At 62.7% G+C, this 24,003-nt stretch carries 19 protein-coding genes and 2 pseudogenes; 6 read left to right on the forward strand and 15 right to left on the reverse strand.

Going from position 1 to position 24,003, the window contains the following annotated elements; all coding sequences use genetic code 11:
- From BXA01_RS03390 to BXA01_RS27545, 6 genes and pseudogenes are all read left to right on the forward strand, one after another.
- Positions 1–363 (forward strand): STAS domain-containing protein, encoded by a 363-nt coding sequence (locus BXA01_RS03390; RefSeq protein ID WP_056785183.1) that lies wholly within the window; start codon positions 1–3, stop codon positions 361–363.
- The gene (locus tag BXA01_RS03395) at positions 360–764 is read left to right on the forward strand and encodes an anti-sigma regulatory factor (protein WP_076563210.1); all 405 of its coding nucleotides are present in this window, start codon (positions 360–362) and stop codon (positions 762–764) included. Before BXA01_RS03390 ends, BXA01_RS03395 begins: the two co-directional genes overlap by 4 nt.
- Complete coding sequence (locus BXA01_RS03400) at positions 761–1,774, forward strand: ATP-binding protein (protein WP_076567639.1); 1,014 nt, start codon at positions 761–763, stop codon at positions 1,772–1,774. The genes BXA01_RS03395 and BXA01_RS03400 overlap by 4 nt, the downstream gene beginning before the upstream one ends.
- On the forward strand, positions 1,767–2,642 hold the full coding sequence (locus BXA01_RS03405) for a sensor histidine kinase (RefSeq protein WP_076563211.1): 876 nt from the start codon (positions 1,767–1,769) through the stop codon (positions 2,640–2,642). The genes BXA01_RS03400 and BXA01_RS03405 overlap by 8 nt, the downstream gene beginning before the upstream one ends.
- Positions 2,632–3,615, forward strand: a pseudogene (locus tag BXA01_RS27540) (response regulator); the annotation flags it as partial. The gene BXA01_RS03405 and the pseudogene BXA01_RS27540, both read left to right, overlap by 11 nt.
- Positions 3,616–3,864: 249 nt before the next feature.
- Positions 3,865–4,575 (forward strand): annotated as a pseudogene (locus BXA01_RS27545) (response regulator); the annotation flags it as partial.
- Positions 4,576–4,698: 123 nt separating this feature from the next.
- Here BXA01_RS27545 and BXA01_RS03415 read toward each other — a convergent pair.
- From BXA01_RS03415 to BXA01_RS03485, 15 genes are all read right to left on the reverse strand, one after another.
- Positions 4,699–7,332 carry an excinuclease ABC subunit UvrA gene (locus tag BXA01_RS03415; RefSeq protein ID WP_076563212.1) on the reverse strand — a complete coding sequence of 878 codons (2,634 nt, stop codon included), beginning with the start codon at positions 7,330–7,332 and terminating at the stop codon, positions 4,699–4,701.
- Positions 7,333–7,370: 38 nt separating this feature from the next.
- Positions 7,371–9,482 (reverse strand): PAS domain-containing hybrid sensor histidine kinase/response regulator, encoded by a 2,112-nt coding sequence (locus BXA01_RS03420; protein WP_076563213.1) that lies wholly within the window; start codon positions 9,480–9,482, stop codon positions 7,371–7,373.
- 135 nt (positions 9,483–9,617) lie between these two features.
- Positions 9,618–10,307, reverse strand: a complete 690-nt coding sequence (locus BXA01_RS03425; RefSeq protein ID WP_076563214.1) for a GntR family transcriptional regulator — start codon at positions 10,305–10,307, stop codon at positions 9,618–9,620.
- A gap of 249 nt (positions 10,308–10,556) precedes the next feature.
- Positions 10,557–13,634, reverse strand: a complete 3,078-nt coding sequence (locus tag BXA01_RS03430; RefSeq protein ID WP_076563215.1) for an error-prone DNA polymerase — start codon at positions 13,632–13,634, stop codon at positions 10,557–10,559.
- Positions 13,631–15,046, reverse strand: coding sequence for a Y-family DNA polymerase (locus tag BXA01_RS03435; protein ID WP_076563216.1), 1,416 nt, complete (start codon positions 15,044–15,046; stop codon positions 13,631–13,633). Before BXA01_RS03435 ends, BXA01_RS03430 begins: the two co-directional genes overlap by 4 nt.
- A 5-nt stretch (positions 15,047–15,051) precedes the next feature.
- Positions 15,052–15,669 carry a translesion DNA synthesis-associated protein ImuA gene (imuA, locus tag BXA01_RS03440; RefSeq protein WP_076563217.1) on the reverse strand — a complete coding sequence of 206 codons (618 nt, stop codon included), beginning with the start codon at positions 15,667–15,669 and terminating at the stop codon, positions 15,052–15,054.
- Positions 15,669–16,286 (reverse strand): transcriptional repressor LexA, encoded by a 618-nt coding sequence (gene lexA, locus BXA01_RS03445; RefSeq protein WP_076563218.1) that lies wholly within the window; start codon positions 16,284–16,286, stop codon positions 15,669–15,671. The genes imuA and lexA overlap by 1 nt, the downstream gene beginning before the upstream one ends.
- 197 nt (positions 16,287–16,483) lie before the next feature.
- A complete protein-coding gene (locus tag BXA01_RS03450) occupies positions 16,484–16,762 on the reverse strand; it encodes a DUF971 domain-containing protein (RefSeq protein WP_076563219.1) in 279 nt (92 codons plus the stop codon).
- The gene (locus BXA01_RS03455) at positions 16,759–17,721 is read right to left on the reverse strand and encodes a HEAT repeat domain-containing protein (RefSeq protein WP_076563220.1); all 963 of its coding nucleotides are present in this window, start codon (positions 17,719–17,721) and stop codon (positions 16,759–16,761) included. The genes BXA01_RS03450 and BXA01_RS03455 overlap by 4 nt, the downstream gene beginning before the upstream one ends.
- Positions 17,718–18,566 carry an ABC transporter ATP-binding protein gene (locus tag BXA01_RS03460; RefSeq protein WP_076563221.1) on the reverse strand — a complete coding sequence of 283 codons (849 nt, stop codon included), beginning with the start codon at positions 18,564–18,566 and terminating at the stop codon, positions 17,718–17,720. The genes BXA01_RS03455 and BXA01_RS03460 overlap by 4 nt, the downstream gene beginning before the upstream one ends.
- Complete coding sequence (locus tag BXA01_RS03465) at positions 18,566–19,339, reverse strand: ABC transporter permease (RefSeq protein WP_076563222.1); 774 nt, start codon at positions 19,337–19,339, stop codon at positions 18,566–18,568. The genes BXA01_RS03460 and BXA01_RS03465 overlap by 1 nt, the downstream gene beginning before the upstream one ends.
- A gap of 131 nt (positions 19,340–19,470) precedes the next feature.
- A complete protein-coding gene (locus BXA01_RS03470) occupies positions 19,471–20,895 on the reverse strand; it encodes an ABC transporter substrate-binding protein (protein WP_172833993.1) in 1,425 nt (474 codons plus the stop codon).
- Between the two features lie 212 nt (positions 20,896–21,107).
- A complete protein-coding gene (locus BXA01_RS03475; RefSeq protein ID WP_003225615.1) occupies positions 21,108–21,353 on the reverse strand; it encodes a 4Fe-4S dicluster domain-containing protein in 246 nt (81 codons plus the stop codon).
- Between the two features lie 27 nt (positions 21,354–21,380).
- Complete coding sequence (locus tag BXA01_RS03480; RefSeq protein ID WP_076563224.1) at positions 21,381–23,111, reverse strand: fumarate reductase/succinate dehydrogenase flavoprotein subunit; 1,731 nt, start codon at positions 23,109–23,111, stop codon at positions 21,381–21,383.
- Positions 23,108–23,860 carry a GntR family transcriptional regulator gene (locus BXA01_RS03485; RefSeq protein ID WP_076563225.1) on the reverse strand — a complete coding sequence of 251 codons (753 nt, stop codon included), beginning with the start codon at positions 23,858–23,860 and terminating at the stop codon, positions 23,108–23,110. The genes BXA01_RS03480 and BXA01_RS03485 overlap by 4 nt, the downstream gene beginning before the upstream one ends.
- Positions 23,861–24,003: the final 143 nt, after the last annotated feature.

A 24,003-nucleotide genomic window follows, 5' to 3' on the forward strand; every position in this document is an offset into this window, starting at 1 on the left:
ATGGAACGTATTCCGATTCTTCAAATGGGCGATATCTTGCTGGTGACTATTCAGGTCGACATGCATGACCAACTCGCCCTGACCCTGCAGGACGATCTGTCCGAGCGCATCAGCCGGACATCCGCCCGGGGCGTGCTGATCGACATCACGGCGCTGGACATGGTCGATTCGTTCATCGGGCGCATGATCGGCGACATTTCCGGGCTGTCGAAAATCATGGACGCCAAAACCGTGCTGGTCGGCATGCAGCCGGCAGTGGCGATCACGCTCGTTGAGCTGGGCATGACTTTGCCAGACGTGAGCACCGCCCTGAACGTCGAACGCGGGATGAAACTGCTGCGGGAACGAGTACTTGCACAATGACCGTGCGCAGTAGCGGTACGCAACCCATTCTCATTGAACAGGACGTAGTGCTGGCCCGCCAGACCACGCGCAAACTCGCCACCGAATGCGGCATGCGCCTGATCGACCTGACCAAACTGGTGACCGCTGTCAGCGAGCTGGCGCGTAACACCATGGTCTACGGCGGCGGCGGCGACATGGACTGGCAGATCCTCGAGGAAAACGGCCGGATCGGTTTGCGCATCACGTTCCGCGACGAAGGCCCGGGTATCCCCGACATCAAACTGGCGATGACCGACGGCTGGACTTCCGGCAGCGGACTAGGCCTCGGCCTGACCGGCGCCAAGCGCTTGGTCAACGAATTCGAACTCGACACTGAGCCCGGCAAAGGCACGCGCATTACGATCACACGATGGACATGAATATCACCGGGTCGTTGACCCAGGTTCTACCGATCGAGGACAGCAGCCAGATCGGCCACGCCCGGCGCACCGCGCAGAAACTCGCCGAGCAGCATGGCTTCGACGAAAACGATGCCGGCCGCGTGGCGCTGGTCGCGACCGAACTGGCGAGCAACGTGCTCAAGCATGCCCAGCGTGGTGAATTTCACCTGCGTGTACTGGCTCGGCCGGATAACGGCTTCGGCATCGAAATGCAGACCGTGGATCGGGCGCAGGGCTTTGATCTGGATGCCTGTCTGGCGGATGGCTTTTCCACTGGCGGTACGCAGGGCATCGGCCTCGGCGCCGTATCGCGGCAGACCAATGTCTTCGATGTCTACGCCGACCACCGTGGCGCGGTGTTGCTGGCGCGAATTTTTCCGCGCAACGATCGTCAGACGGATATCCGCTTCGGCGTCAGCCAGCATTCGCTGCATGCAGATCCGGCCTGCGGTGATGTCTGGCATCTGGCGTATGAAGGTTCGCGGATCAGCGCGCTGGTGGTCGATGGCCTCGGCCACGGCGAGGACGCCGAACGTGCCGGCCAGGCCGGTGCCCGGGCATTCGCCCGGGCACCGTTTGCCGATCCTGTGGTATTGATGGAAGACCTGCATCAGGAAATGCTCGGCACCCGCGGTGGCGCCGTGGCGTTCGCCCAGTTTGACAGCCAGCGCGACGGCCTGACGTTCGCCGGTGTCGGTAACATCGGCGCCAGTCTGCTGGAGCCTGGCAAATCCCGCGGTCTGGCCTCACACCCCGGTATCGTTGGCGGCCAGTACCGTAAAGCCAAACCCTTTGACTATGCTCACGTGAACGGACATTTATTGATCATGTACAGCGACGGCCTACAGTCCCGTTGGAATCTTGCAGATTACCCCGGCCTGGTGCATCGCCATCCTGCCGTGATAGCCAGCGTCCTGCACCGCGATTTCTGTCGTGGCCGCGATGACGTGACGGTGCTGGTCGTTGACCTGGAGGCCACCCATGGCTGAATCGACAACCCTGAGCCCTGCTGAACAGGCGGCGCTCATCGCTCAGTTGCAGCGCGAAACCACTGCCCTGCGCGAAGAACTCGATGAAACCAACCAGGGTGTTCTGGCGCTGTACGCCGAGCTCGACAATCAGGCCGAAGAACTGCGTCAGGCATCGGATCTCAAGAGCCGTTTCCTGTCGTACATGAGCCATGAATTTCGTACACCGCTGGGCTCGATTCTGAGCATCAACAGTTTATTGGCCGACGAACTCGACGGCCCGCTCAGCCCTGAACAGCACAAGCAGGTAGCCTTCGTCAGCACTGCTGCCCGCGAGCTCAGCGACATGGTTGATGACCTGCTCGATCTGGCGAAGATCGAAGCCGGGCGAATCAGCATCTCGCCAGCCTGGTTCGACATGTTCGACCTGTTTTCGGCCCTGCGCGGGATGTTCCGGCCAATCGTCGATGCTTCGGCGGTGGATCTGATCTTCGAAGAGCCGCTGGGCCTGCCGCGCCTGTATACCGATGACAAGAAGCTCGGGCAGATCCTGCGCAACTTCATTTCCAACTCGCTGAAATTCACCACCCGTGGTGAAGTGCGCGTGTCGGCGCGACTGGAAGGTGAAGACAAGGTGCGCTTTGCTGTCAGCGACACCGGCATCGGCATCGCGGCCGAGCTGCATGACACGCTGTTCGAAGACTTCTCCCAGGTCGATTCACCGCTGCAGAAACGCCTGCGCGGCACCGGCCTGGGCCTGTCACTGTGCAAGCGTTTCGCCGCCCTGCTCGGCGGTGAAGTCGGGGTAGACAGTACGCCGGGCGTGGGCTCGACGTTCTTTGTCATCATCCCGCTGGCGATCGCTCTGGAGAACGTCGATGAATCGTGACATCCGCCTGTTGATCGTCGATGACAACGTCGCCACCCGTTACGCCCTGCGCCGACGCCTGGAGCGCCATGGCTACACGGTGCTCGAAGCCGGCACCGGCAGCGACGGCCTGGCCCTGATCGAGAGCGAAGCCCTCGATGCGTTGATCCTCGACGTCAACCTGCCGGACATGAGCGGTTTCGACATCGTCCGCCTGTTGCGCGCCGACCCGCGCACTGCGCTGCTGCCGGTGATTCATGTGTCAGCGGCGTCGATCCAGACCGGCGACATCATCACCGGCCTCAATGCGGGCGCCGATGCCTATCTGATTCACCCGGTTGACCCGGATGTGCTCTTGGCGACGCTGCGTACCCTGCTGCGGGTGCGCGACACGGAAAATGCCCTGCGCGAAAGCGAGGCGCGTTTCCGCGAGATCTTCGCTAACGTCTCGGCGCCGATCGCCGTGCTCGATGCCAATCTGAAAGTGCATGAATGCAATCACGCATTTGCCCAATTGATCGTCGATAACCGCGACCCGCAGGCGCTGCGTGAATGCTTCGCCGAAGATCAATGCTCGATCCTCGATGAACTGCGTCTGCGTCTGGTCGACGGCGAGCGCTGGAAAGGCACGCTGAACATGCGCGTGCAGGGCGAGATTCGCGAGACGCAATGGCAGATTTCGCCGTATCGCACGCCTGAGCTCAGCCTGGTGTTCGTCGAGGATGTCACCGAACACCGCCACCGCGAGCGCTCGCATCTGGCGCGGCTGGATGACACCACCACGCAGCTGGCCAAGGAAGTCGCCGAGCGCGTGCACGCCGAAGCGCAATTGCTGCAAGTGCAGAAAATGGATGCACTGGGCAAGCTCACCGGCGGTATCGCCCACGACTTCAACAACCTGCTGACCGGGATCATCACCAGTCTGGAACTGATCCAGAAACGCGTGGCCGATGAGCGTCTGGACAAGGTGCAGTTCTACACCGAAGCAGCGCTGAACTCAGCGATGAGCGCGGCCTCGCTGACCCATCGTCTGCTGGCATTTGCCCGTCAGCAGCCGCTCGATACCAGGCCGGTGGACATCAACGAGCATGTCCGCTCGCTGGAAGAATTGCTGGTGCGCACCATCGGCGAGCGCATCACCCTCAAGCTGGAACTGACCAACAAACCGGCGATTGCGCTGGTCGACCCGGTGCAGCTGGAAAGCGCCGTGCTCAACCTGGTGATCAACGCCCGCGATGCCCTGCCCTCCGGCGGCAATATCTGGGTCAATACTTACGCCGCTTATTCCCACGGCGATCCGAATCTGGCCGATGGCGCGTACGTGGCGCTGTCGGTACGCGACGACGGCACCGGCATTGAACACAATGTGATCGACAAGGTGTTCGAACCGTTCTTCACCACCAAGCCTTTGGGCCAGGGCACCGGGCTCGGGCTGTCGACGATCTACGGTTTTGCCCGTCAGTCGGGCGGTGACGCGCACATTCGCAGCGTCGCCCGCCGTGGCACCGAAGTGACGATCATGCTGCCCGGCACCAACGACCCGACCGGGGCCGACGCGCCTGTGCCGGTACCTGATGCCAAAGGCAGTGGCGAGCATGTGCTGATCGTCGAGGACATGGCTACGGTGCGCTTGTTCGTCACCGAAGTACTGGAAGATGCCGGCTATCGCTGCACGCAAGCGGCGGATATCGAATCGGCGCTGGAGCGCTTGCAGAATGACCCGTCGATCGACCTGCTGCTGACCGACGTCGGCCTGCCGCGCATGAGCGGCCGTGAACTGGCGGATGTTGCCCGTGGCTGGCACGAAGGGCTGCCGATCCTGTTCATGACCGGCTACGCCGAAACCGCGCTCAACCGCCAGGTCTTCCTCGGCACCGGCATGGACATGCTGGTCAAACCGTTCCAGATCAGCGAACTGCTCGACAAGGTCCGCCGCACGCTGGATGGCGCCTGAACTGGCGCCATCGCTGGCAAGCCAGCTCCCACAGGGGGCATCAGTGTGCGCACACTTTCGGCAACAACTTGAATTCCTGTGGGAGCTGGCTTGCCAGCGATGGCGGCCAGCAAGGCGCTGCAGTTATCGGCTCAAAGCCCGAGCCAGAAACGGCGCAGTCTTGCTCTTCTTGCTCGTCGCGACTTTCTGCGGTGTGCCGGCGGCGACGATCCTGCCGCCCTGATCGCCGGCCCCTGGGCCGATGTCGATCACCCAGTCACTCTGCGCGACCACGCGCATTTCGTGTTCGACCACAATCACCGTGTGCCCCGCCGTCACCAGCGTATCAAGCTGTTCCAGCAAGCGATCGACATCCCTCGGGTGCAATCCCGTGGTCGGCTCATCCAGCACATACAAGGTCGCGCCACGCTGGCTGCGCTGCAACTCGGTCGCCAGTTTGATTCGCTGCGCCTCACCGCCGGAGAGCTCCGTGGCCGGTTGCCCCAGGCGCAAGTAACCCAGACCGATATCGCGCAGCACCTCCAGCGAACGACGAATCCCCGCCTGCTCGGCAAACACCGCCACCGCCTCATCGACAGTCAGTTGCAGCACCTGAGCGATGCTCAAGCCCTGCCAGAGAATCGCCAGCGTCTGCGGGTTATACCGCGCGCCATGACAGGTCGGGCACGGCGCATACACACTTGGCATGAACAGCAATTCCACACTGACGAACCCCTCACCCTCGCAAGTAGCGCAACGGCCCTTGGCGACGTTGAAAGAAAACTGCCCGGCGTCATAGCCCGCCGCTTGCGCTTCGGGAGTTGCGGCGAACAGCTTGCGCACGTTGTCGAACAACCCGGTGTAAGTCGCCAGATTGGAGCGCGGAGTGCGTCCGATGGGTTTCTGATCAACCTGCACCAGGCGTTTGATCGACTCCAGGCCGGCGCTGATCTGGCCAGTGCTGGGCGGCGGCGTGTCATCTTCCAGACTCGGTTCTTCCGACTCGGCCTCGGCCACTGGACGGCCCAACTGCGCGCCGACCAGTTCCAGCAAGGCCTGACTGACCAGGCTCGATTTGCCAGAACCTGATACGCCGGTCACCGAGGTGAAGCAGCCCAAGGGGAATTCGGCGCTGAGATTATTCAGATTGTTGCGCGTGACGCCGTCCAGCTTCAGCCAGCCGCTGGGCTTGCGCGCGGCGCGCTCAGGGCGTTGGTTTTCGGCAAACAGATAGGCGCGGGTCTGCGAATCTGCAACATCAGCGAGTCCCGCAGGCGGACCGCTGTACAGCACGCGCCCGCCCTTCTCGCCCGCCGCCGGACCGACGTCAATCAGCCAGTCGGCGCGGCGCATGGTTTCGACATCGTGCTCGACTACAAACAGCGTGTTGCCGTCCGCCTTCAACCGCTGCAAAGCCTCGAACAGCGCCTCGCCATCCGCCGGATGCAGGCCGGCAGACGGTTCGTCCAGGACATAAATCACCCCGAACAGCTGCGAACCCAATTGCGTGGCCAGGCGCAAACGCTGCAACTCGCCCGACGACAACGTCGGCGTACTGCGTTCCAGCGCCAGATAACCCAGGCCGAGATCGGTCAGGGTGCTGACCCGCTCCAGCAAATCCTCAGCGATGCGCTGCGCCGCCAGACGCTTTTCCAGCGACAGGTTCGGCGTATGGCGCACGTCCGGCGCGCTGGCGTGACCGCTCGCGCCATGGGCGACCCGCTGCTGACGGGCCTCGCGGGTTTGCGCATGGCTGAGGGTGTCGCCGCTCTCCTCGGCCTGTTCCAGATAATTTGCTGCTGCTACAGGCCGCAGCACTTCGGCCACTTGCAGCAACGGCATCTGCGACAACTCGCCAATGTCGTAGCCGGCAAAGGTCACCGACAACGCCTCGCGCTTGAGCCGTTTGCCCTCGCACAATGGGCACGGGCTACCGCGCATGAACTGTGAAACACGCTTCTTCATCAGCGCACTTTGCGAGTGAGTGAAGGTGTGCAGGATGTAGCGCCGCGCGCCGGTGAAGGTGCCCTGATAACTCGGTTCCATCTTGCGCTTGAGGGCGACGCGGGTTTCTTCCGGGGTCAGCCCGGCGTACACCGGCACCGTCGGCGTTTCTTCAGTGAAGAGAATCCAGTCGCGCTGCTTTTTCGGCAGTTTCTTCCAGGGAATATCGACATCAATGCCCATGGTCACCAGGATGTCGCGCAGGTTCTGCCCCTGCCACGCCAAGGGCCACGACGCCACGGCGCGCTGGCGGATGGTCAGGTTCGGGTCCGGCACCATCAGCGCTTCGGTGACTTCATAGACGCGACCAAGTCCATGACACTCCGGACAGGCGCCCTGCGGCGTGTTCGGTGAAAAATCCTCGGCATACAGCATTGGCTGCCCCGGCGGGTAACTCCCGGCCCGGGAATAGAGCATGCGGATCAGGCTCGACAACGTCGTCACGCTGCCCACCGACGAACGCGCGCTCGGCGTGCCGCGCTGCTGTTGCAAAGCGACGGCGGGCGGCAGTCCTTCGATGGAATCGACATCCGGCACGCCGACCTGATCGATCAACCGCCGCGCGTACGGCGCCACCGATTCGAAATACCGACGCTGGGCCTCGGCATACAGAGTGGAAAACGCCAGCGACGACTTGCCCGAACCGGAGACACCGGTGAACACCACCAGCGCATCGCGCGGAATATCGACATCAACGTTCTTCAGGTTATGTTCGCGGGCGCCGCGCACACGAACCATGCCGGCGGGTGCTTTGGAATTGCGCTTGGAAGTCATCGACCTGCCTTGATTGGAAACTGGGGCGGCGCTCGGCTTCAGGTGCCGAGCACCTCGCAAATCATCTGCAGCAACGCTTGCGGGCTATACGGTTTGCCGAGCAGATGGGTATCGGGGCTGAGTTGGTGGTCGCGGGAAATGATGTCGCGGGTATGCCCGGAGGTGAACAGCACGGGTACTGGCGGCGTCTGCACCTTGGCCCAGGCAGCGAGATCGGAGCTCTTGATCAGGCCGGGCATGACCACGTCGGTGAAGATCAGATCGATCTCGATGCCTTCCAGCAACATCTGCATGGCCACGTCGCCATTGCACGCGGTCATCACCCGATAGCCTTCTTCGCGCAGCAACTCCACCGCCGAAGCGCGCACGGCGTCATTGTCTTCCACCACCAGAATCGTCTCGTGGCCGCCGCTCTTGCGTTCGCCGACACTGGCGGTCTCTTCGCGAACCGGGCGCAGACTGCGTGGGAAATACAACTGCACCCGCGTGCCTTCGCCGAGCTTGCTGTCGATCTCGACGTGACCGCCACTCTGTTTGACGAAGCCGAAGACCATGCTCAAACCGAGCCCGGTGCCCTGGCCGTCGGCCTTGGTGGTGAAGAACGGTTCGAAAACCTGTTCCAGCATTTGTGGGGCAATACCCACGCCGGTGTCGGTGACCGCCACGCGAACATACTCACCGGCCGCTATGCCCTTGCCGGCGCAGTATTCGCTGTCCAGGCTGACATTGGCGGCACTGAGGCCGATGACGCCCTCGCCTTTCATCGCGTCGCGGGCGTTGATGGCCAGATTGAGAATCGCGTTTTCCAGTTGGTTGCGGTCGACATTGATATGCCACGGCTGCGGCGGCAACTGCACGTCGATCTGAATGGTTTCGCCCAAGGCGCGTTGCAGCAACTCGCCAACGCCTTCGAAAATCTGCTCGGGGTTGCACACGGCGGGTGAAAGCGGTTGCCGCCGGGCAAAGGCCAGCAATTGCGAAGACAGTTTGGCCCCGCGCTCGACCGCCGCCAGCGAAGCCCCGACCCGGCGCTGCACGTTGGCATTGTTGGGCTCATGCCGAGCTAGCAGATGCAGGTTGCCGGCGATGACTTGCAGCAGATTGTTGAAGTCATGGGCAACACCACCGGTCAGGCCGCCGATGGCTTCGAGCTTCTGCGATTGGCGAAGTTGTTCCTCGGCCGCGAGCCGCGCATTCACCTCGGCGGCCACGCGCTGTTCGAGGTTGCGGGTGAATTTGAGCAGCGACTCTTCAGCATTCTTGCGCTCATGAATATCGATCAGCACCCCGGGGAAGCGAAACGGCCTTCCGTCTTCATCGAACTCGCAAGCACCACTGGCCAGCACCCACAGATATTGGCCATCGCCGCGCTGCACACGGTATTCAGCGTTGTACGGCTCGCCAGTGCGCACGCAATGGGCGACCCGTTCCTGGACCCATGGGTGGTCGTCAGGATGAATGCGTGATTCGGCGATCTCTTGTTGCAGATCGCTCAGGTCCTGATCCGGCGGATAGGAAAAGGTGCGGGCGAAACGTTCGTCAGCGGAGAAGCGATTGTTCTTGATGTCCCAGACAAACGAGCCAAGCAGTGCGCCGGCATTCAGCGCCAGCCGCACGCGCTCGTTGTCGGCGCGATAGGCATCTTCGGCCGCCTGGCGCAGGCGCTCGGAATGCACCAGTTCGGTGGTTTCGACCACCATCGCCATGACGCCGCCGGGCACGCCTTCGTCGTTGGCTACCGGGCTGTAATACAAATCCATCCAGACGTCTTCGGGCACGCCGTCGCGCAGCAATACCAACTCTTTGTTGCGATAGGACAAGGTGCCGCCGGCCAGGCAGGTGTCAACGACGTGGCGGTTGAACTCGGCGACTTCCGGCCAGCCCAGCTCTACCGGCACGCCAAGCAGATAGGGATGGCGGCCACCGGCGAATTCGGAGTAGGCGTCGTTGTAGATCATGTAGCCGGCGTGGCCCCAGAGCATCACCATCGGCAGCGGCGAAGCCAGCATCAGCTGCACGGTGCTACACAGGCTGGCCGGCCATTCGGCGAGCGCGCCCAGTTCGGTGTGGCTCCAGTCGAACGCACGGATGCGTTCGGCCATTTCGCCTTTCCAGCCCTCACAGCCGTGGCTTTCGGATAAAAACTGCATCGCCTGACTCAGTGTCCTTTTTTGCGGTTTTCCGATCTATCGCAACGCTACAACGACGCGACGCCCGTGTGTTTCGAGGCCCTGAAAGCGCATTGGTTTCATTGCAGGTATAGCCGATTTGCGACGCAGAGCCATTCAGACGCCAATCAAGTGTTTGAGTGGGTGATAGCCGGTTTTCATTTTTGCAGCAACGTCGAGAATCGCCTTCTCGATTCCGTTGAGGTGCGTGCAGGTCAGCTCGATCGCGGCGCTCTGATTACCGGCCTCGATGTACTCGAGCAAACGCAGGTGTTCATCGTCGCGGCAGGCCTGGTGACTGTCGTCATCGAGCGCGGCGGCATACAGCGAAGCGCGCGAGATCAGCTTCTGGAACCAGTCGAGCAGCACCGGATTGTTCAGGCTGCGCGCAAGTTTGAGGTGGAATTCGCCGAGCAGATGGATCAGCCGTTCATGGTCGCCGGCCGCATGGGCGGCATCCTCCAGCAACAAGTGCTCACGCAGATCCTGCATCGCAACGGTGTCTTTGCGCCGGCACAGTTCGGTGACGATGCCTATTTCGATCAGCCGCCGGGTTTCGAACAGCGAACGCAGCTCTGCGTCACTGGGCAGCGACACCGATGCACCTTTGTTGGGCTCAGTGGTGACCAGACCATCGGCTTCCAACTGCTTGAGCGCAGCACGCACCGACGTGCGGCTGACATTGAACAACTCGGCCAGCGAGGCCTCACCCAGCTTCATGCCCGGGCGCAACGAACGCTTGCTGATCGCCGCGTAAACCCCTTGGTAGACGCGATCGACCGTGGTTTCCAGTTTCTTTTCGCTCATTCGAACACTCCTTTGGCGTCGGGCAATTCATCCTGGCAGTGGCTGGCCATGGAGTTGATCGGGTTCCCGTACCGGTGTGAAGCGCAGAATATCTGCCTTCGGCCCAAAGGTGCAGCCTTTTGATTTATCTCGATTTTGAATAAACAGCCAAAACCTGTGGGAGCGAGCCTGCTCGCGAAGGCGGCGGCACATTCAACATCGTCATTGCCTGACACTGCGCTTTCGCGAGCAGGCTCTTTCCCACAAGGCTCAGTGGAAATCCCGGCTCTGCACATGAATGCCGTTGAGCAGCGGGCTAAGGTCGCTCATGCGCCCGGCGATCAGGTGGCGCACATCGCCTTCGCGCTCCCAGCGGCCGTCGACCTTGAGCAATTGCGACCCCACCAGAACTTGGCGCTGACGCTCGGCCAGCTCACGCCAGACCACTACGTTGACGTTGCCGAACTCGTCTTCCAGGGTCACGAACGTCACCCCGCTGGCCGTACCGGGGCGCTGTCGGCCGGTGACCAGACCGGCCACGCTGACCGGCCGGCCATGTTCGATATCCATCAATTCCCGCGAGCTGCGGCAACGCCGGGCCTGCAACTCGCCACGCAACAACGCCAGTGGATGCGGCCCCAGCGTCGTCCCCACGGTCGCGTAATCAGCATGCAGGTCTTCGCCAACGCTGGGTTTGGGCAGGACGATTTTGACTTCTTCCTCGTTGGGCAGGCCGGCGAACAGGCCGAGTTGTTTCTGCACCCCAGCCACTTCCCAACGCGCACGATGCCGATGCCCGGCCAGACCGCGCAAGGCGCCGGAGTCTGCCAGCAAGGCCTGCGCACGACTGTCGAGGGCGGCGCGCTCACCCAGGTCAGCGACATCGGCAAAGGCTCCGTGGCGGCGCGCGGCTTCGATGCGCCGGGCATCTTCTTCGCGAAACCCCTTGATCATGCGCAGGCCCATGCGAATCGCCGGTTGCCCGGTACTCAGCGGCTCGAGGCTGCAATCCCAGTCGCTGGCGCGCACGTCCACCGGACGGATCTGCAATTGGTGCCGCCGCGCGTCCTGCAGAATCTGGTCAGGGCTGTAGAAACCCATCGGCCAACTGTTGATCAGTGCGCAGGCAAACGCCGCCGGCTCGTGGCATTTCAGCCAGCAACTGGCGTAGGTCAGCAAAGCGAAACTGGCGGCGTGGGATTCGGGGAAGCCGTAACTGCCGAAGCCCTTGATCTGCTCGAAGATCTGCGCAGCGAATTCCGGCGTGTAGCCGTTCTTTTTCATCCCGGCGGCGAGACGTTCCTTGTGCGGCTCCAGTCCGCCATGGCGCTTCCACGCGGCCATGGAACGACGCAGTTGATCGGCCTCGCCGGGGCTGTAGTCGGCAGCGACGATGGCGATCTGCATGACCTGCTCCTGAAACAGCGGCACGCCCAGGGTTCTTTTGAGTACGACCTCGAGCGCTGGCGACGGATAGGTTTCCGCCTCTTCCTTGTTACGTCGGCGCAGATAGGGATGAACCATGCCGCCCTGAATCGGCCCCGGGCGGACGATCGCCACTTCAATCACCAGATCGTAGAACGTCTGCGGTTTCAGGCGTGGCAGCATCGACATCTGCGCTCGCGACTCGATCTGGAACACCCCGACAGTATCGGCGCGGCTGATCATTGCGTAGGTCGGTTTGTCTTCGGCGGGGATCGTCGCGAGCGTCAGGTTCAGATCACGATGCCGGCGCAGCAGGTCGAAGCAGCGGCGAATCGCACTGAGCATGCCCAAGGCGAGGATATCCACCTTGAGCAGGCCGACCGCATCGAGGTCGTCCTTGTCCCACTGAATGATGGTGCGGTCGGCCATTGCCGCGTTTTCGACCGGCACCAAGGTGTCCAGCGGCTGCTCGGAGATCACAAAACCGCCGGGATGCTGCGACAGGTGCCGGGGGAAGCCGATCAGTTGCCCGGTCAGGCTCAGCACCCGGCGCAGCACCGGACTGTCCGGGTCGAAGCCGCCTTCACGCAAACGTTCCAGCGGCGGCGTCTCATCGCTCCAGCGCCCGCAGCAGTCGGCCAGCGCGTTGATCTGATCCGGCGGCAGGCCGAGGGCCTTGGCCACATCGCGCACGGCACCGGTGGCGTGATAGGTGCTGACCACCGCCGTCAGCGCCGCACGTCCCCGGCCGTAACGGTTGAACACGTATTGCAGGACTTCTTCGCGGCGCTCGTGCTCGAAATCGACATCGATGTCCGGCGGCTCGTTGCGCTCTTTGGACATGAAGCGTTCGAACAGCAGCGTAGTGCGATCCGGATCGATCTCGGTGATGCCCAAGGCAAAACACACCGCCGAGTTGGCGGCCGAACCACGGCCCTGACAGAGGATGTTCTGTGTGCGGGCAAAGCGCACCACGTCGTGCACGGTGAGAAAATAGCTTTCGTAGCCGAGCTCGGCGATCAGTTGCAGCTCGTCATCGATCTGCTTGAGCACCTTGGCCTGAGGCCCTTTCGGCCAGCGCCAGGCAATGCCCTCCTCGGTCAGATGGCGCAACCAGGAACTGGCACTGTGCCCCTCGGGCACCAGCTCTTTCGGGTACTGATAGCGCAGCTCGCTCAGATCGAAAGTGCAGCGCCGGGTCAAGTTGACCGATTCTGCAAGCAAGGCCGGCGGATACAATTCGCGCAGCACATCAAGGCAACGCAAATGCCGCTCGCCATTGGGGTGCAGGCGCAGACCCGCTTCGGCCACGGGGACGTGATGACAGATCGCGGTCATGGTGTCCTGCAAGGCGCGGCGCCCCCGGGCGTGCATGTGCACATCGCCGCTGGCCACGGCTGGAATCTGCAACTCAGCCGCCAGAGCCAACAATGCCGCGAGCCGCTGTTGATCGTTCTGCCCGCGATGCAGTTGCACCGTGAGCCACAGGCGATCGCCGAAGGTTTGTTTCAGCCAGCGCCCTTCTTCCCGGTCATCCACTGAATCCGGCACCCACAACACCAGCAAACCCGGCAGCGCTTCGGCGAAGTCTTCGCGCAGCACCTGATACTGGCCTTTCTGCGTACGCCGCCGGGCGCGGGTGATCAAGCCGCACAAGGCCTGATAAGCGGCAAGGTTTTCCACCAGCAGCACCAGTTTCGGGCCGTTGTCGATGCGGATCTCGCTGCCGATGATTAGCGGCAACTCAACGGACTTCGCCGCTTGCCAAGCACGGACGATTCCGGCCAGGGTACATTCGTCGGTGATCGCCAGCGCCTGATAGCCGTGCTTTTTCGCCCGCTGAAACAGTTCCAGCGCGCTCGAGGCTCCGCGCTGGAAACTGAAGTTCGACAGGCAATGCAGTTCGGCGTAATCGGCACTCATGCGAACCAGCCTTGCAGCCACAGCGGACCGCCCTCACCCACCGCCCGCCATGCCCAGCCCTGCTGACCGGCGCGGTTCTGGATGAGGTAGTAATCACGCCGCACGTCGCCACCGTCCCACCAACCGGATTCGATGCGCTCCGGCCCCATGAGAATCCGCGCCGAACCTTCCGGCACGCTTTGCGGTTCGTTGAGCAGCCAGCCCGGACGCTGCACGCTGGGCAACCCCGTGCAAAGCTGTTTATCGGCAGCGTTCTGCCACGCGCACTCAGGGCGATGATCGGCCTGAAAGCGCAGCCCCTGCACCGCGTCATCACCCAGCCGTGCGCGCAGACGTTCGCGCAATTGCTCCCAGGGCAAGGTCTGCTGCGGGCGGTCGTCGAACAGCTCCTGATACTGCGGAATGAAACTCGGCAGGTCTTCGGCGCGCAGGCGAAAACCACGCACCGGTGCTTCGACCTGGACTTGTTCCAGCCGGCCACGGGCCAGTTCAAACAGCATTGCCGCGTCACGCTCGGCACTGAGCAGGCCGACCTTGACCACTGTGTCCGGCAGCCCGGCGTGTTCCAGATGCAGGTCGAATCGCTGCACGCCACTGTCGCGCCCGCAGAGGAACGCCGACAAATCGCCGGTCAAGCGCCGTAACGGGAACAGCAAGGCTTGATGGGATTGCACGTCGAAATTCAGTTCGATGCGGATATCGAAACGGTCGGGCGGCAGATAGAACGCCAGCGCCAGCGGGCGTGCGCCGAACAGCGTGTCGAGGTGCTTGAGCATCTGCGCTTCGAAGCGCCGGGCCAGTGCCTGGCGTGGCAGGCTTTGCACCTGGCTGAGATTGCGCAGGCCCATGCGCGACAACGCCGTAGCGACATTCGGTTCCAGCCCGACGCGGTCGACCGGCAATTGCCCGAGATGATGCTGCAGAGCCTCGCCGTCCGGCACCACCAGGCCATCGTAGGCATTGGCCAGCACTCGCGCCGCCACCGGGTTCGGCGCGGCGACGATTCGATGGCGAAAGCCCAGATCTTTCAATTCCTGGCGCAGGCGAGCTTCAAATTGCGGCCAGGTACCGAACAGGCCGAGGCTGGATTCGATCTCGAACACCACGGTACGCGGGTAATGCACGCTGACCTGCGCGCTGAAGCGATAGGCCCACGCGGCGAGAAACTGCTGCCAGTGCTCGACCTCGGCCAGCTCGTAATCGGCGGTGGCAAAGCCTTTGCTCATGGCTTGCGCGGCGGTCATCGACATGCCAGGGCGCAGGCCGAGCTTGCGTGCCGCCGGATTTACCGCTTGCAGCACCCGCCGCTGGGCCGGGCCGCTGAGCAGGACCAGCGGCTCTTCAGGGTCGGGCCGCTGACGCAGCACGGCGTCGAGGGCCAATTGCGGAAACAGGATACATACCCAGCGCATGGCGATCAGTGCCCCACGGCAAAGGCAATCGGCGTAGCACGCGCCAGGCCGCCACGGCATTTGAGTACGCGTAGCTGCGCCGGTTTGGCATCGATGGCAATCCGTAACGCTGCCGGTGACGGGTTGACCGCTTCGCTCAACGGGCGCCAGGCAAAAGCCAGGGTCTGGCCGGTTTCCGCCGCTACCTGCAAACGCCGCAAGGCTCGGTCATCGGCCTTGTTCGGCCAGCACAGCACCGCGCCGCAACTGCCCGAGCGCAGGCATTGCTCCGCCGCCCACAAGGCATCGCGCTCGCTGGCCTGAATCACCGACAACTGGCGCAGATCGACTCCGGCATTGGCCCAGGCCTGCGGGTACGGCACGAACGGCGGCGCCACCAGCACGATGCGCTCACCGGCCGCGGACAATCGCGCCAGGGTCGGCCAGACAAGTTGCAACTCGCCGACACCGGGGCCGGCGAGAAGGATTTCGCTCAGCGCCGCTTCCGGCCAGCCGCCGCTGGGCAGGGCCGCGTCCAATGCCGCATGCCCGGTCGGCTGCGGGCTCGCCGCCGGTGGCGCAGGCCTGCCGCGCCAGACCTGGCCGCCATTGAACAGCGTATCCAACGCAACGACGGCGCCCATCAGCCTTGCCTCACCAGACCACAGAACACGCCTTCGATGGCCAGATCCTGATCGTTACGCACAACGATGGGCTGATAGGCCGGGTTGCGCGGCAGCAGGCGCACTTCATCCCCGACCCGTTCGAAGCGTTTGATGGTGACTTCACCGTCCAGACGCGCAACGACGATCTGGCCGTTCAGCGCCTCGGGATTGCGCCGCACACCGACCAGATCGCCATCGAGAATGCCGTCTTCGATCATCGAGTCGCCCTGCACCCGCAGCATGTAATCCGGGGTGCGGGAGAACAGCGCCGGGTCGAGCAGCAAACGGTTATGGATATCGGCATCGGCGCCAATCGGTGCGCCGGCAGCCACGCGACCGAGTACGGGAATCTCCAGCAGCTCCGGACGCGGCGGCTGCCCGAGCAAACGAATGCCCCGGGCCTGATGCGGATTGACCTCAATGAAACCGGCTTCAGTGAGCGCCAGCACATGCTTGCGCGCCACGCTGCGCGAGGCAAAACCAAAAGCCTCGCTGATTTCAGCGAGGCTTGGGGGCTGACCGTGCTCGGCGATGCGATCGCGGATAAAGGTCAGAATGGCGGTACGGCGGGGAGTCAGATTGGTCATGGAGTACATTTGTACTCCTGTGGGAAATGCCTGACAAGAACCGCCAGTCGGCGCAAGCCGACGCAGGGAGCTGCAATCGGATCAATCTGTGAACACAGTCCCTGTGGGAGCGAGCCTGCTCGCGAAGGCGTCGGCACATTCACATCATCGTCGCCTGACACTGCGCTTTCGCGAGCAGGCTCGCTCCCACAGGGGGCCAGGAAAAGTCAGGAACCCATTTGCACCAGATACTCCCACGGGTAAATCCCGCGTTGATGGCCGTCGCTGAATACCAGTTGCACACCATAACCCTGTGGATTGACCTCGATCAGGCGCACGCGATCATCAACCAGCGGCGTGACGCCGCGCAGGCGAAATGCGCGGCATTGCGAGCATGGGCACTGCCGGCGCAGATCGGCATGCTTGAGCAGCGATTCGCGCCCGTCCGGCCAGCTCAGGCGCAACGTGCGCGCACTCTGCGAGTTGCCCACCGACAGTGGGTTCATTGCAATTGACTCAGTGCGATGCGCACGGCTTTGCGCACTTCCGGGTCGCCGTCGTCCTGCGCCGCCTGTAACGCGGCCACGGCGCCGCGATCGTTCAATTCACCGAGGGCCAGCGCGGCTTCCTTGCGCAGATTGCTGATGCGGTGGCCGAGGGTGTCGATCAGCGCGTCCAGCGCCGGGACGAAGCGCAAGCGGCCGAGGCTGCGAGTGGCGCGCAGGCGCACTTGCCAGTAATCATCGCTCAGCGCTTCGACCAAGGCCGGGCCGGCGTCGCTGTGGCCAACCTTGCCCAGCGTGGTCGCGGCTTCTTCGCGCACTTGCCAAGCCTGATCTTGCAAGGCCTGGCGCAACGCCGGCAATACTTCGGCGCCACTGGCCAGACCGAGCGCGCCGGTCGCGGCGCGGCGCACTTCGGTGTCCGAGTCGTCGCTGGCCAGGCGCGCCAGGGCTGGCAGCGCGTCGAGCTGTTTGAGCCAGCCGAGCACACCGACCGCTTCGCGACGGACATTGGCATCGGTGTCCTCCAACGCGGCGACGGCAGCCGACGCGGCCTCGGCGAAGCGCAATTCGCGTAACGCCCGAAAGGCGGCGATGCGCACACTGACATCGGCATGTGCGGTCCACGGCAGAATGACCCGCCCCGCCGCCGCAGTCTTGAGCAGGCTCAGGCTTTGCGCCGCCGCCGATTGCACGGCGGGCGCCGGATCCGTCAGCGCTTCGCACAAGGCTTGCACGACCGCTTCATCCTCCCACGCTTCGAGCAATCGTGCGGCTTCAGCGCGAACGTCCTCGGCGGGATCCTGGCGCAGTCGATCAACCAGCAAGAGCAAGCCATCCGGCTCCTCCAGATCGGCCAGATCAATCAGGGCAATGCGCCGCACGCCAGCGTCTTCAGCCGTCAGGCGCGGTTGCAGGGCGAGGATGTCTTCGTTGTCGGTCACAGCAAAAATAGAGGTCATAGGGCAAATCGCGGCAAAGGGTTTTCAGGAGGCAGGCCGAGCGGATTGAGGCGCGGCAGCGGTCGGTCATTGTCGTGGCGCAGCAGGTCGAGGCAGTGGCGTTTCAGTCGAGCGAACTCGGGGCTGGTCACCAGTTCACTGGTACGCGGGCGTGGAAAGTCCAGAGGCAAGTCTTCGATGATTCGCCCTGGTCGCGCGCTCATTACCAGCAAGCGATCGGCTAGAAACAGCGCCTCGTCGATGTCATGGGTGACGAAAACCACGGTGGTGCGGATGCGCGTCCAGATGTCCAGCAGCAGTTCCTGCATGTTCAAGCGGGTCAGCGCATCCAGCGCGCCGAACGGCTCGTCCATCAGCAACAGGCGCGGGCGATTGACCAGCACCCGGGCGATCTCCACCCGCTGCTGCATGCCTCCGGAGAGCTGATCAGGCCAGCGCTCGGCAAAGCCTTCGAGGCCGACCAGTTTGAGGATGTCGTCAGCGGCGCGACGGCGCTCAGCCTTGCCGACGCCGCGCATCTTCAGGCCGAAGGCGACGTTGTCGCGCACCGTGCGCCACGGGAACAGCGTGTGCTGCTGAAACACCATGCCGCGCTGCGGCGACGGGCCGGTCACCGCGCTGCCGTCGACTTTCAAGCTGCCGGTACTGGCATTCAAGTGCCCGGCCAGAGCGCCGAGCAAGGTCGACTTGCCGCAACCGGACGGGCCGAGAATGCACACGAACTGCCCGGGTTCGATCTGGCAATCGAGGCCCTGCACCGCTTCGAAAGCCTCGCGGCCCTGGCCGAGGACGATGGACAACTGGCGAATGTCGATCCGCCCTTCCGGGGTTTGCATCACGCTCATCAGGCTTTGCCTCGCGGTCGATGCCAAGGCGTGAACAAGCCGCCCAGGCGTTTGATCAGCCAACTGCTGCCCATGCCCAACACGCCGATCAGGAGCATGCCGACGACAATGTCGGCGTAGTTCTGAATGGTGTAGGACTCCCAGGTGTAGTAACCGATGCCGAACTGCCCGGAGATCATTTCCGCCGTCACCAGGCAGAACCACGAAGTGCCCATGCCGATCGCCAGGCCGGTAATGATGCTCGGCGCAGCGCCTGGCAGAATCACCTCCAGCAGAATCGCCCGACGCCCTGCCCCGAGGCTTTTTGCCGAGGCGATCAGGCGTGGATCGACGCCTTCGACGCCGTGCACGGTGTTGAGCAGGATCGGGAACAGCGCGCCGGTGAAGGTGATAAAGACCATCGACAATTCCGAGGATGGAAACATCAGGATCGCCAGCGGAATCCACGCCACGGCGGGGATCGGGCGCAGGACCTCCAGTGGTGGCAGCAGAATGTCTTCGGCCCATTTCGACCGGCCGATGGCCAGGCCCAGGGCGATGCCGATGATCAACGCCGCCACGTAACCGGCGAAGACGCGGCCGAGGCTGCTGCTCAGGTGCTGCCAGAGTTTGCCCGAGTCGCCCAGGCCCAGCGCGACTTCGATCACCGCCAGTGGCGTCGGCACGTTGGCAAAGGTGACCAGGCCGAGGTTCCAGTGATGGCTGGCGGCGAGTTGCCAGAAGAGCAGGCAGAGCAGCAGTGAGGCGGCCCGGGGGATCCAGCGTGGAAACATATATCACCTCTGATCGTTCCCACGCTCTGCGTGGGAATGCATCCCGTGACGCTCCGCGTCACATCCAAAGCGGACGCAGAGCGCCCATTGAGGCATTCCCACGCAGAGCGTGGGAACGATCTACGTTTGAGTTAACGATTGGCGACAACCTGCGCAGTGGCATCGCTGAAGTCGAACACCTTGCCACCCTGCGCCGCAGCGTATTGCTGGGCCTGGCCCCTGAGCAGAAATGCGCTGAGGCGACCCTTGGCATCGCTGGCAAACCACGCTTGTTCGGCGAACAACTTGATCCCGCTGTCACTGGCCTGCGCATACACCGCACGAATGTTCTTGCCCTCCTGCTTCAACCCCGCCAGCGCGGTGAACGCCGCTTCAGCCGAGCCGTAACGGCGGACTTTTTCCTCGCCACGCACCCAGATTTCCGCGACATGGCTGACGTCGGTGATGGCTTTGCCCGTCGCCGCATCCACGCCCGGCAATGGCGTCTGCGCGTAGTTGGCCAGTTGCGCGGTGTAATCTAGATTTGAGGCCTTGAAGGCGGCGCGGATGTACTGGTCGTCGATGAAGCTGTTCAGGTCGAGCCCGCGATCGGCTTTCTTCAGCAGCTTCAGGGTATCGATGGCGGTTCCGACGGCCTGGCGGTATTCAGGCTTCCAGCTCAGGTCGCGGGTCTGCACGCCCAACGGGCCATGGAACAGGTAGTTGACCTCGGCATCGACCCCGGTGACTTTGGCGATCAGTTCGCTGTACTTCTCCGGTTCGGTGGCGAGCAGTTGGTTGGCTTCGATGCTGGCGCGCAGGTAGGCGACGACGATTTCCGGGTACTTTTTGGCGTAGGCCTGATCCACCAGTGCGCCATGGAAAGTCGGCGCGTTGGCCTGGGCGCCGTCGTAGATCTTGCGGGCGAAACCACGGCTCGGGAACAGCTCGGCGAAGGGCACGAAATCTGCGTGGGCGTCGATCTTGCCGGCCTGCAATGCCGAGCCGGCGACTTCCGGTGGCTGGGCGATGATGTTGACATCCTTGAGCGGGTCCCAGCCCTGCTCTGCCACGGCGCGCAGCAACATGCCGTGAGCCGTCGAGGCGAACGGCACCGAAATGGTCTTGCCCTTGAGTTCGCTGAGGCTTTGCACCGACGAGGCGCTCGGCACGACGATGCCGTTGCCGCTGCCCTTGATGCTGCCCGACAGCACGCTGATGAACAGGCTGTGCTTGCCCGCCGTTTCGAACGCCACACCATTGAACGCACCGGGGAAATCGGCCATCGCACCGAAATCGAGTTTGCCGGCGACCATCTCGTTGGTCAGCGGTGCGCCACTGGTGAAGTTTTTCCACTGCACCTCGTACTTCGCATCTTTGTAGGCGCCATCGTGGGGCAGGTATTTTTCCAGCAGACCGAGTTCACGGATCAACAGGCCACCGGCGGCGCAGTTGATGGTGGTGTCCTGGGTGCCGATGGCGATGCGTATGGTTTCGGCCGAGGCTGACAAGGTGAATGAAGCCAGTACCAGACCGGCGAGTGCTGCACGCAACATGAGTGTTTCCCCTCGAATCATTGGTTTGAAGTTCGTCTCCGCCGCGATCGGGGCGCGGTGGGAAACGAGGGGTGTTTTGCACTTCAGCGTCCGGGGTTCACCGGATGGCTATTGGATAATCACAATTGCAATGTGGGAGCGAGCCTGCTCGCGAAGGCGGCGGGTCAGTCACCATCATTGTTGAATGAACGATTGCTTTCGCGAGCAGGCTCGCTCCCACAATGGATTTGGGGTCAACGCAACAAATAGGGGATGTCGACCTTCACCGCCCCCGTCGGGCAATCCTTCTCGCACGGCATGCAGTACCAGCATTCATCGAACGCCATGTAGGCCTTTTGCGTGGCCGGGTTGATCGCCAGCAGGTCCATCGGGCAGACGTCGACGCACACGGTGCAGCCCTTTTCCGCGATGCATTTGTCCTCATCGACAGTGACCGGCGCGTTGGAGCGGAAGAAGATTTCCTGAGCTTGATAAGCCATGGTTCGGACTCTCTTTCTAGTGATGCATCAAGCGGCGCAGGCGCCGACCCGCAGGCGGTCGTAGGCCTGCATTTCTTCGGCATCGAGCGGGATGATGTAAGGCTCGACGGCCCTCTTGAAACTGGTCATCTTGCCGTCCTCGCCCTTCTTCAGATGGCAATGGCAGAACCATTCTGCGTCGTTGCGTTGCGGATGATCGACGCGATAGTGGTACAGGCCCCAGCGGCTTTCGGCGCGGAACAACGAAGCGCGGGCGGCCATTTCGGCGCAATCGCGGATCACGCTGGTTTCCATCGCTCGCATCAGTTCGTGAGCGTTGTTGGCCTTCATCTGCTCGAGATCGCGCTCGATGTCACTGAAGCGCTGCAGGCCGATCTGCATTTTTTTGGTCACTTTCGGCGGTTGCAGGTAGTCGTTGACGAAGCGCCGCAGCTTGTATTCGACCTGCGCCGGGGGCAGACCTTCCTGGCGATCGAGCGGCGCGTAGACCCGGGCTTTCTCCTTGGCGATCTGCTCGCTGTCCAGTGCGGAAAACTCGCGGCCGGCGACAAATTCCGCGGCGTTGTGCCCGGCGAACCAGCCGTAAGTGAACGCGCCGAGCATGTAATTGTGCGGCACCGCAGCCATGTCGCCGGCCGAGTACAAGCCTTTGACTGAAGTCTCGGCACGCTCGTTGACCCACACGCCGGACGCCGAGTGGCCGCTGCAAAAACCGATTTCCGAAATGTGCATTTCGACCATCTGCGTACGGTAGTCAGTGCCGCGATTGGCGTGGAACTGGCCACGGCTCGGGCGCTCGTTGCTGTGCAGGATTTCCTCGATGTTCTGAATGGTTTCCTCGGCCAGGTGATCGAGTTTGAGGAACACCGGGCCGTTGCCGCTTTCCAGTTCCTGGTGAAATTCCCACATCATCTGCCCGCTCCAGTAGTCGCACTCGATGAAGCGTTCGCCCTTGTTGTTGGCGGTGTAGCCACCCAGCGGGCCGGTGACGTAGGCGCAGGCCGGGCCGTTGTAATCCTTGATCAACGGGTTGATCTGAAAGCACTCGAGATTGGCCAGTTCAGCGCCAGCATGGTAGGCCATCGCGTAGCCGTCACCGGCATTCGTCGGGTTTTCGTAGGTGCCCATCAGGTAGCCCGACGACGGCAGGCCGAGGCGCCCGGCCGCGCCGCAGGCGAGAATCACCGCTTTGGCCTTGATCACATGGAAGTCGGCGGTGCGGCAATCGAAGCCCATCACACCGTTGACCGTGCCCTCGTCGTCGGTCAACAAACGCGTGCAGACCAGGCGATTGGTGATGCTCACCCGCGCACGTTTCAACTGCCGATACAGAACTTTCTTGATGTCGTGCCCTTCCGGCATCGGCAGCACATAGGCGCCCATGTGGTGGACCTTTTTTACCGCGTAGTCACCGGTCTCGTCCTTCTCGAACTTCACGCCCCAGCGATCGAGTTGTTCGATGGTTTCAAAACTGTGCGTCGCATAGGCGTAGACCGCCGCCTGATTGACGATGCCGTCGTTGGCGATGGTGATTTCCTTGGTGTACTGCTCTGGCGTCGAATGGCCGGGGATGATCGCGTTGTTCAAGCCGTCCATGCCCATGCTGATCGCGCCGCTGCGCTTGACGTTGGCCTTGTCGACCAGCAACACGCGCAAATCGCGGTTCTTCTCCTTGGCCTTGATCGCTGCCATCGGCCCGGCCGTACCGCCGCCAATCACGACGATGTCGTATTCCTGTTCTAGAACGTTGCGGGTCATGCCTGCTCCCCTTTTTGCCGGTCGATCCGCAGGCGGTATTGAAACGCATCGCCACGGTAATAAAGGTGTTCGAAGTCCAGCGGCTGGCCGTGGGCATCGTGGGTCAGGCGCTCGATGCGCATGATCGGCGAGCCCGCTTCGACGTTGAGCGCCTGGGTCAGGTCGCTGTCGGCCAGCACTGCGTCGATGGCTAGATCGGCGTGGCCGAGGGCGATGCCGCAGTCGTTTTCAAGAATCAGAAAGATGTCGCGAGTGACCAGATCGGCCTTCTCCAGCCGTTCGCCGACCGCTTTGGGCAGGTAGGTGATTTCCAGCGAGATCGGCTCGCGATTGATCAGGCGCACGCGTTTGATCTGCGCGACGATCTCACCTTCGGCCACCTGCAGACGCTCGGCGACACGCTTGTCGGCCGGAATGAATTTGAAACTGCGCAGGCGGTTGATCACCTCGTAGCCGCGCCCGGTCATCGACTCGGCGAGGCCTTGCAGGCTGCTGACGTTCTGAAAGGTTTTCGGCTTGGCGACGAAGGTGCCCTTGCCGTGGATCTTGAAGATCAGTCCTTCCTTTTGCAGATCACCGAGTGCCTGGCGCACGGTGATGCGGCTGACTTTGAACAGCGCACCCAGCTCACTTTCGGAAGGCATCTGACTGTCTTGCGGGTATTCACCGTCGAGAATCCGCGCACGCAGAACGTCGCGCAGTTGGGTGTGCAGCGGAACGCTACTGAGGGAGAGAACGTTATCGGTCATCGTCGGATCACTTGTTATAACGAGTTATGACGTGATCTTAGAGACGTTATGAGGAGGTTGAGAAATATTGTTTGGGCATAACCTTAGATGCGTGTTGCGCCGGGACACCTGTGGGAGCGAGCCTGCTCGCGAAGGCGGTGTGT

Source organism: Pseudomonas sp. B10 (assembly GCF_900156235.1).
In the GTDB taxonomy this organism is placed as follows: domain Bacteria; phylum Pseudomonadota; class Gammaproteobacteria; order Pseudomonadales; family Pseudomonadaceae; genus Aquipseudomonas; species Aquipseudomonas siliginis.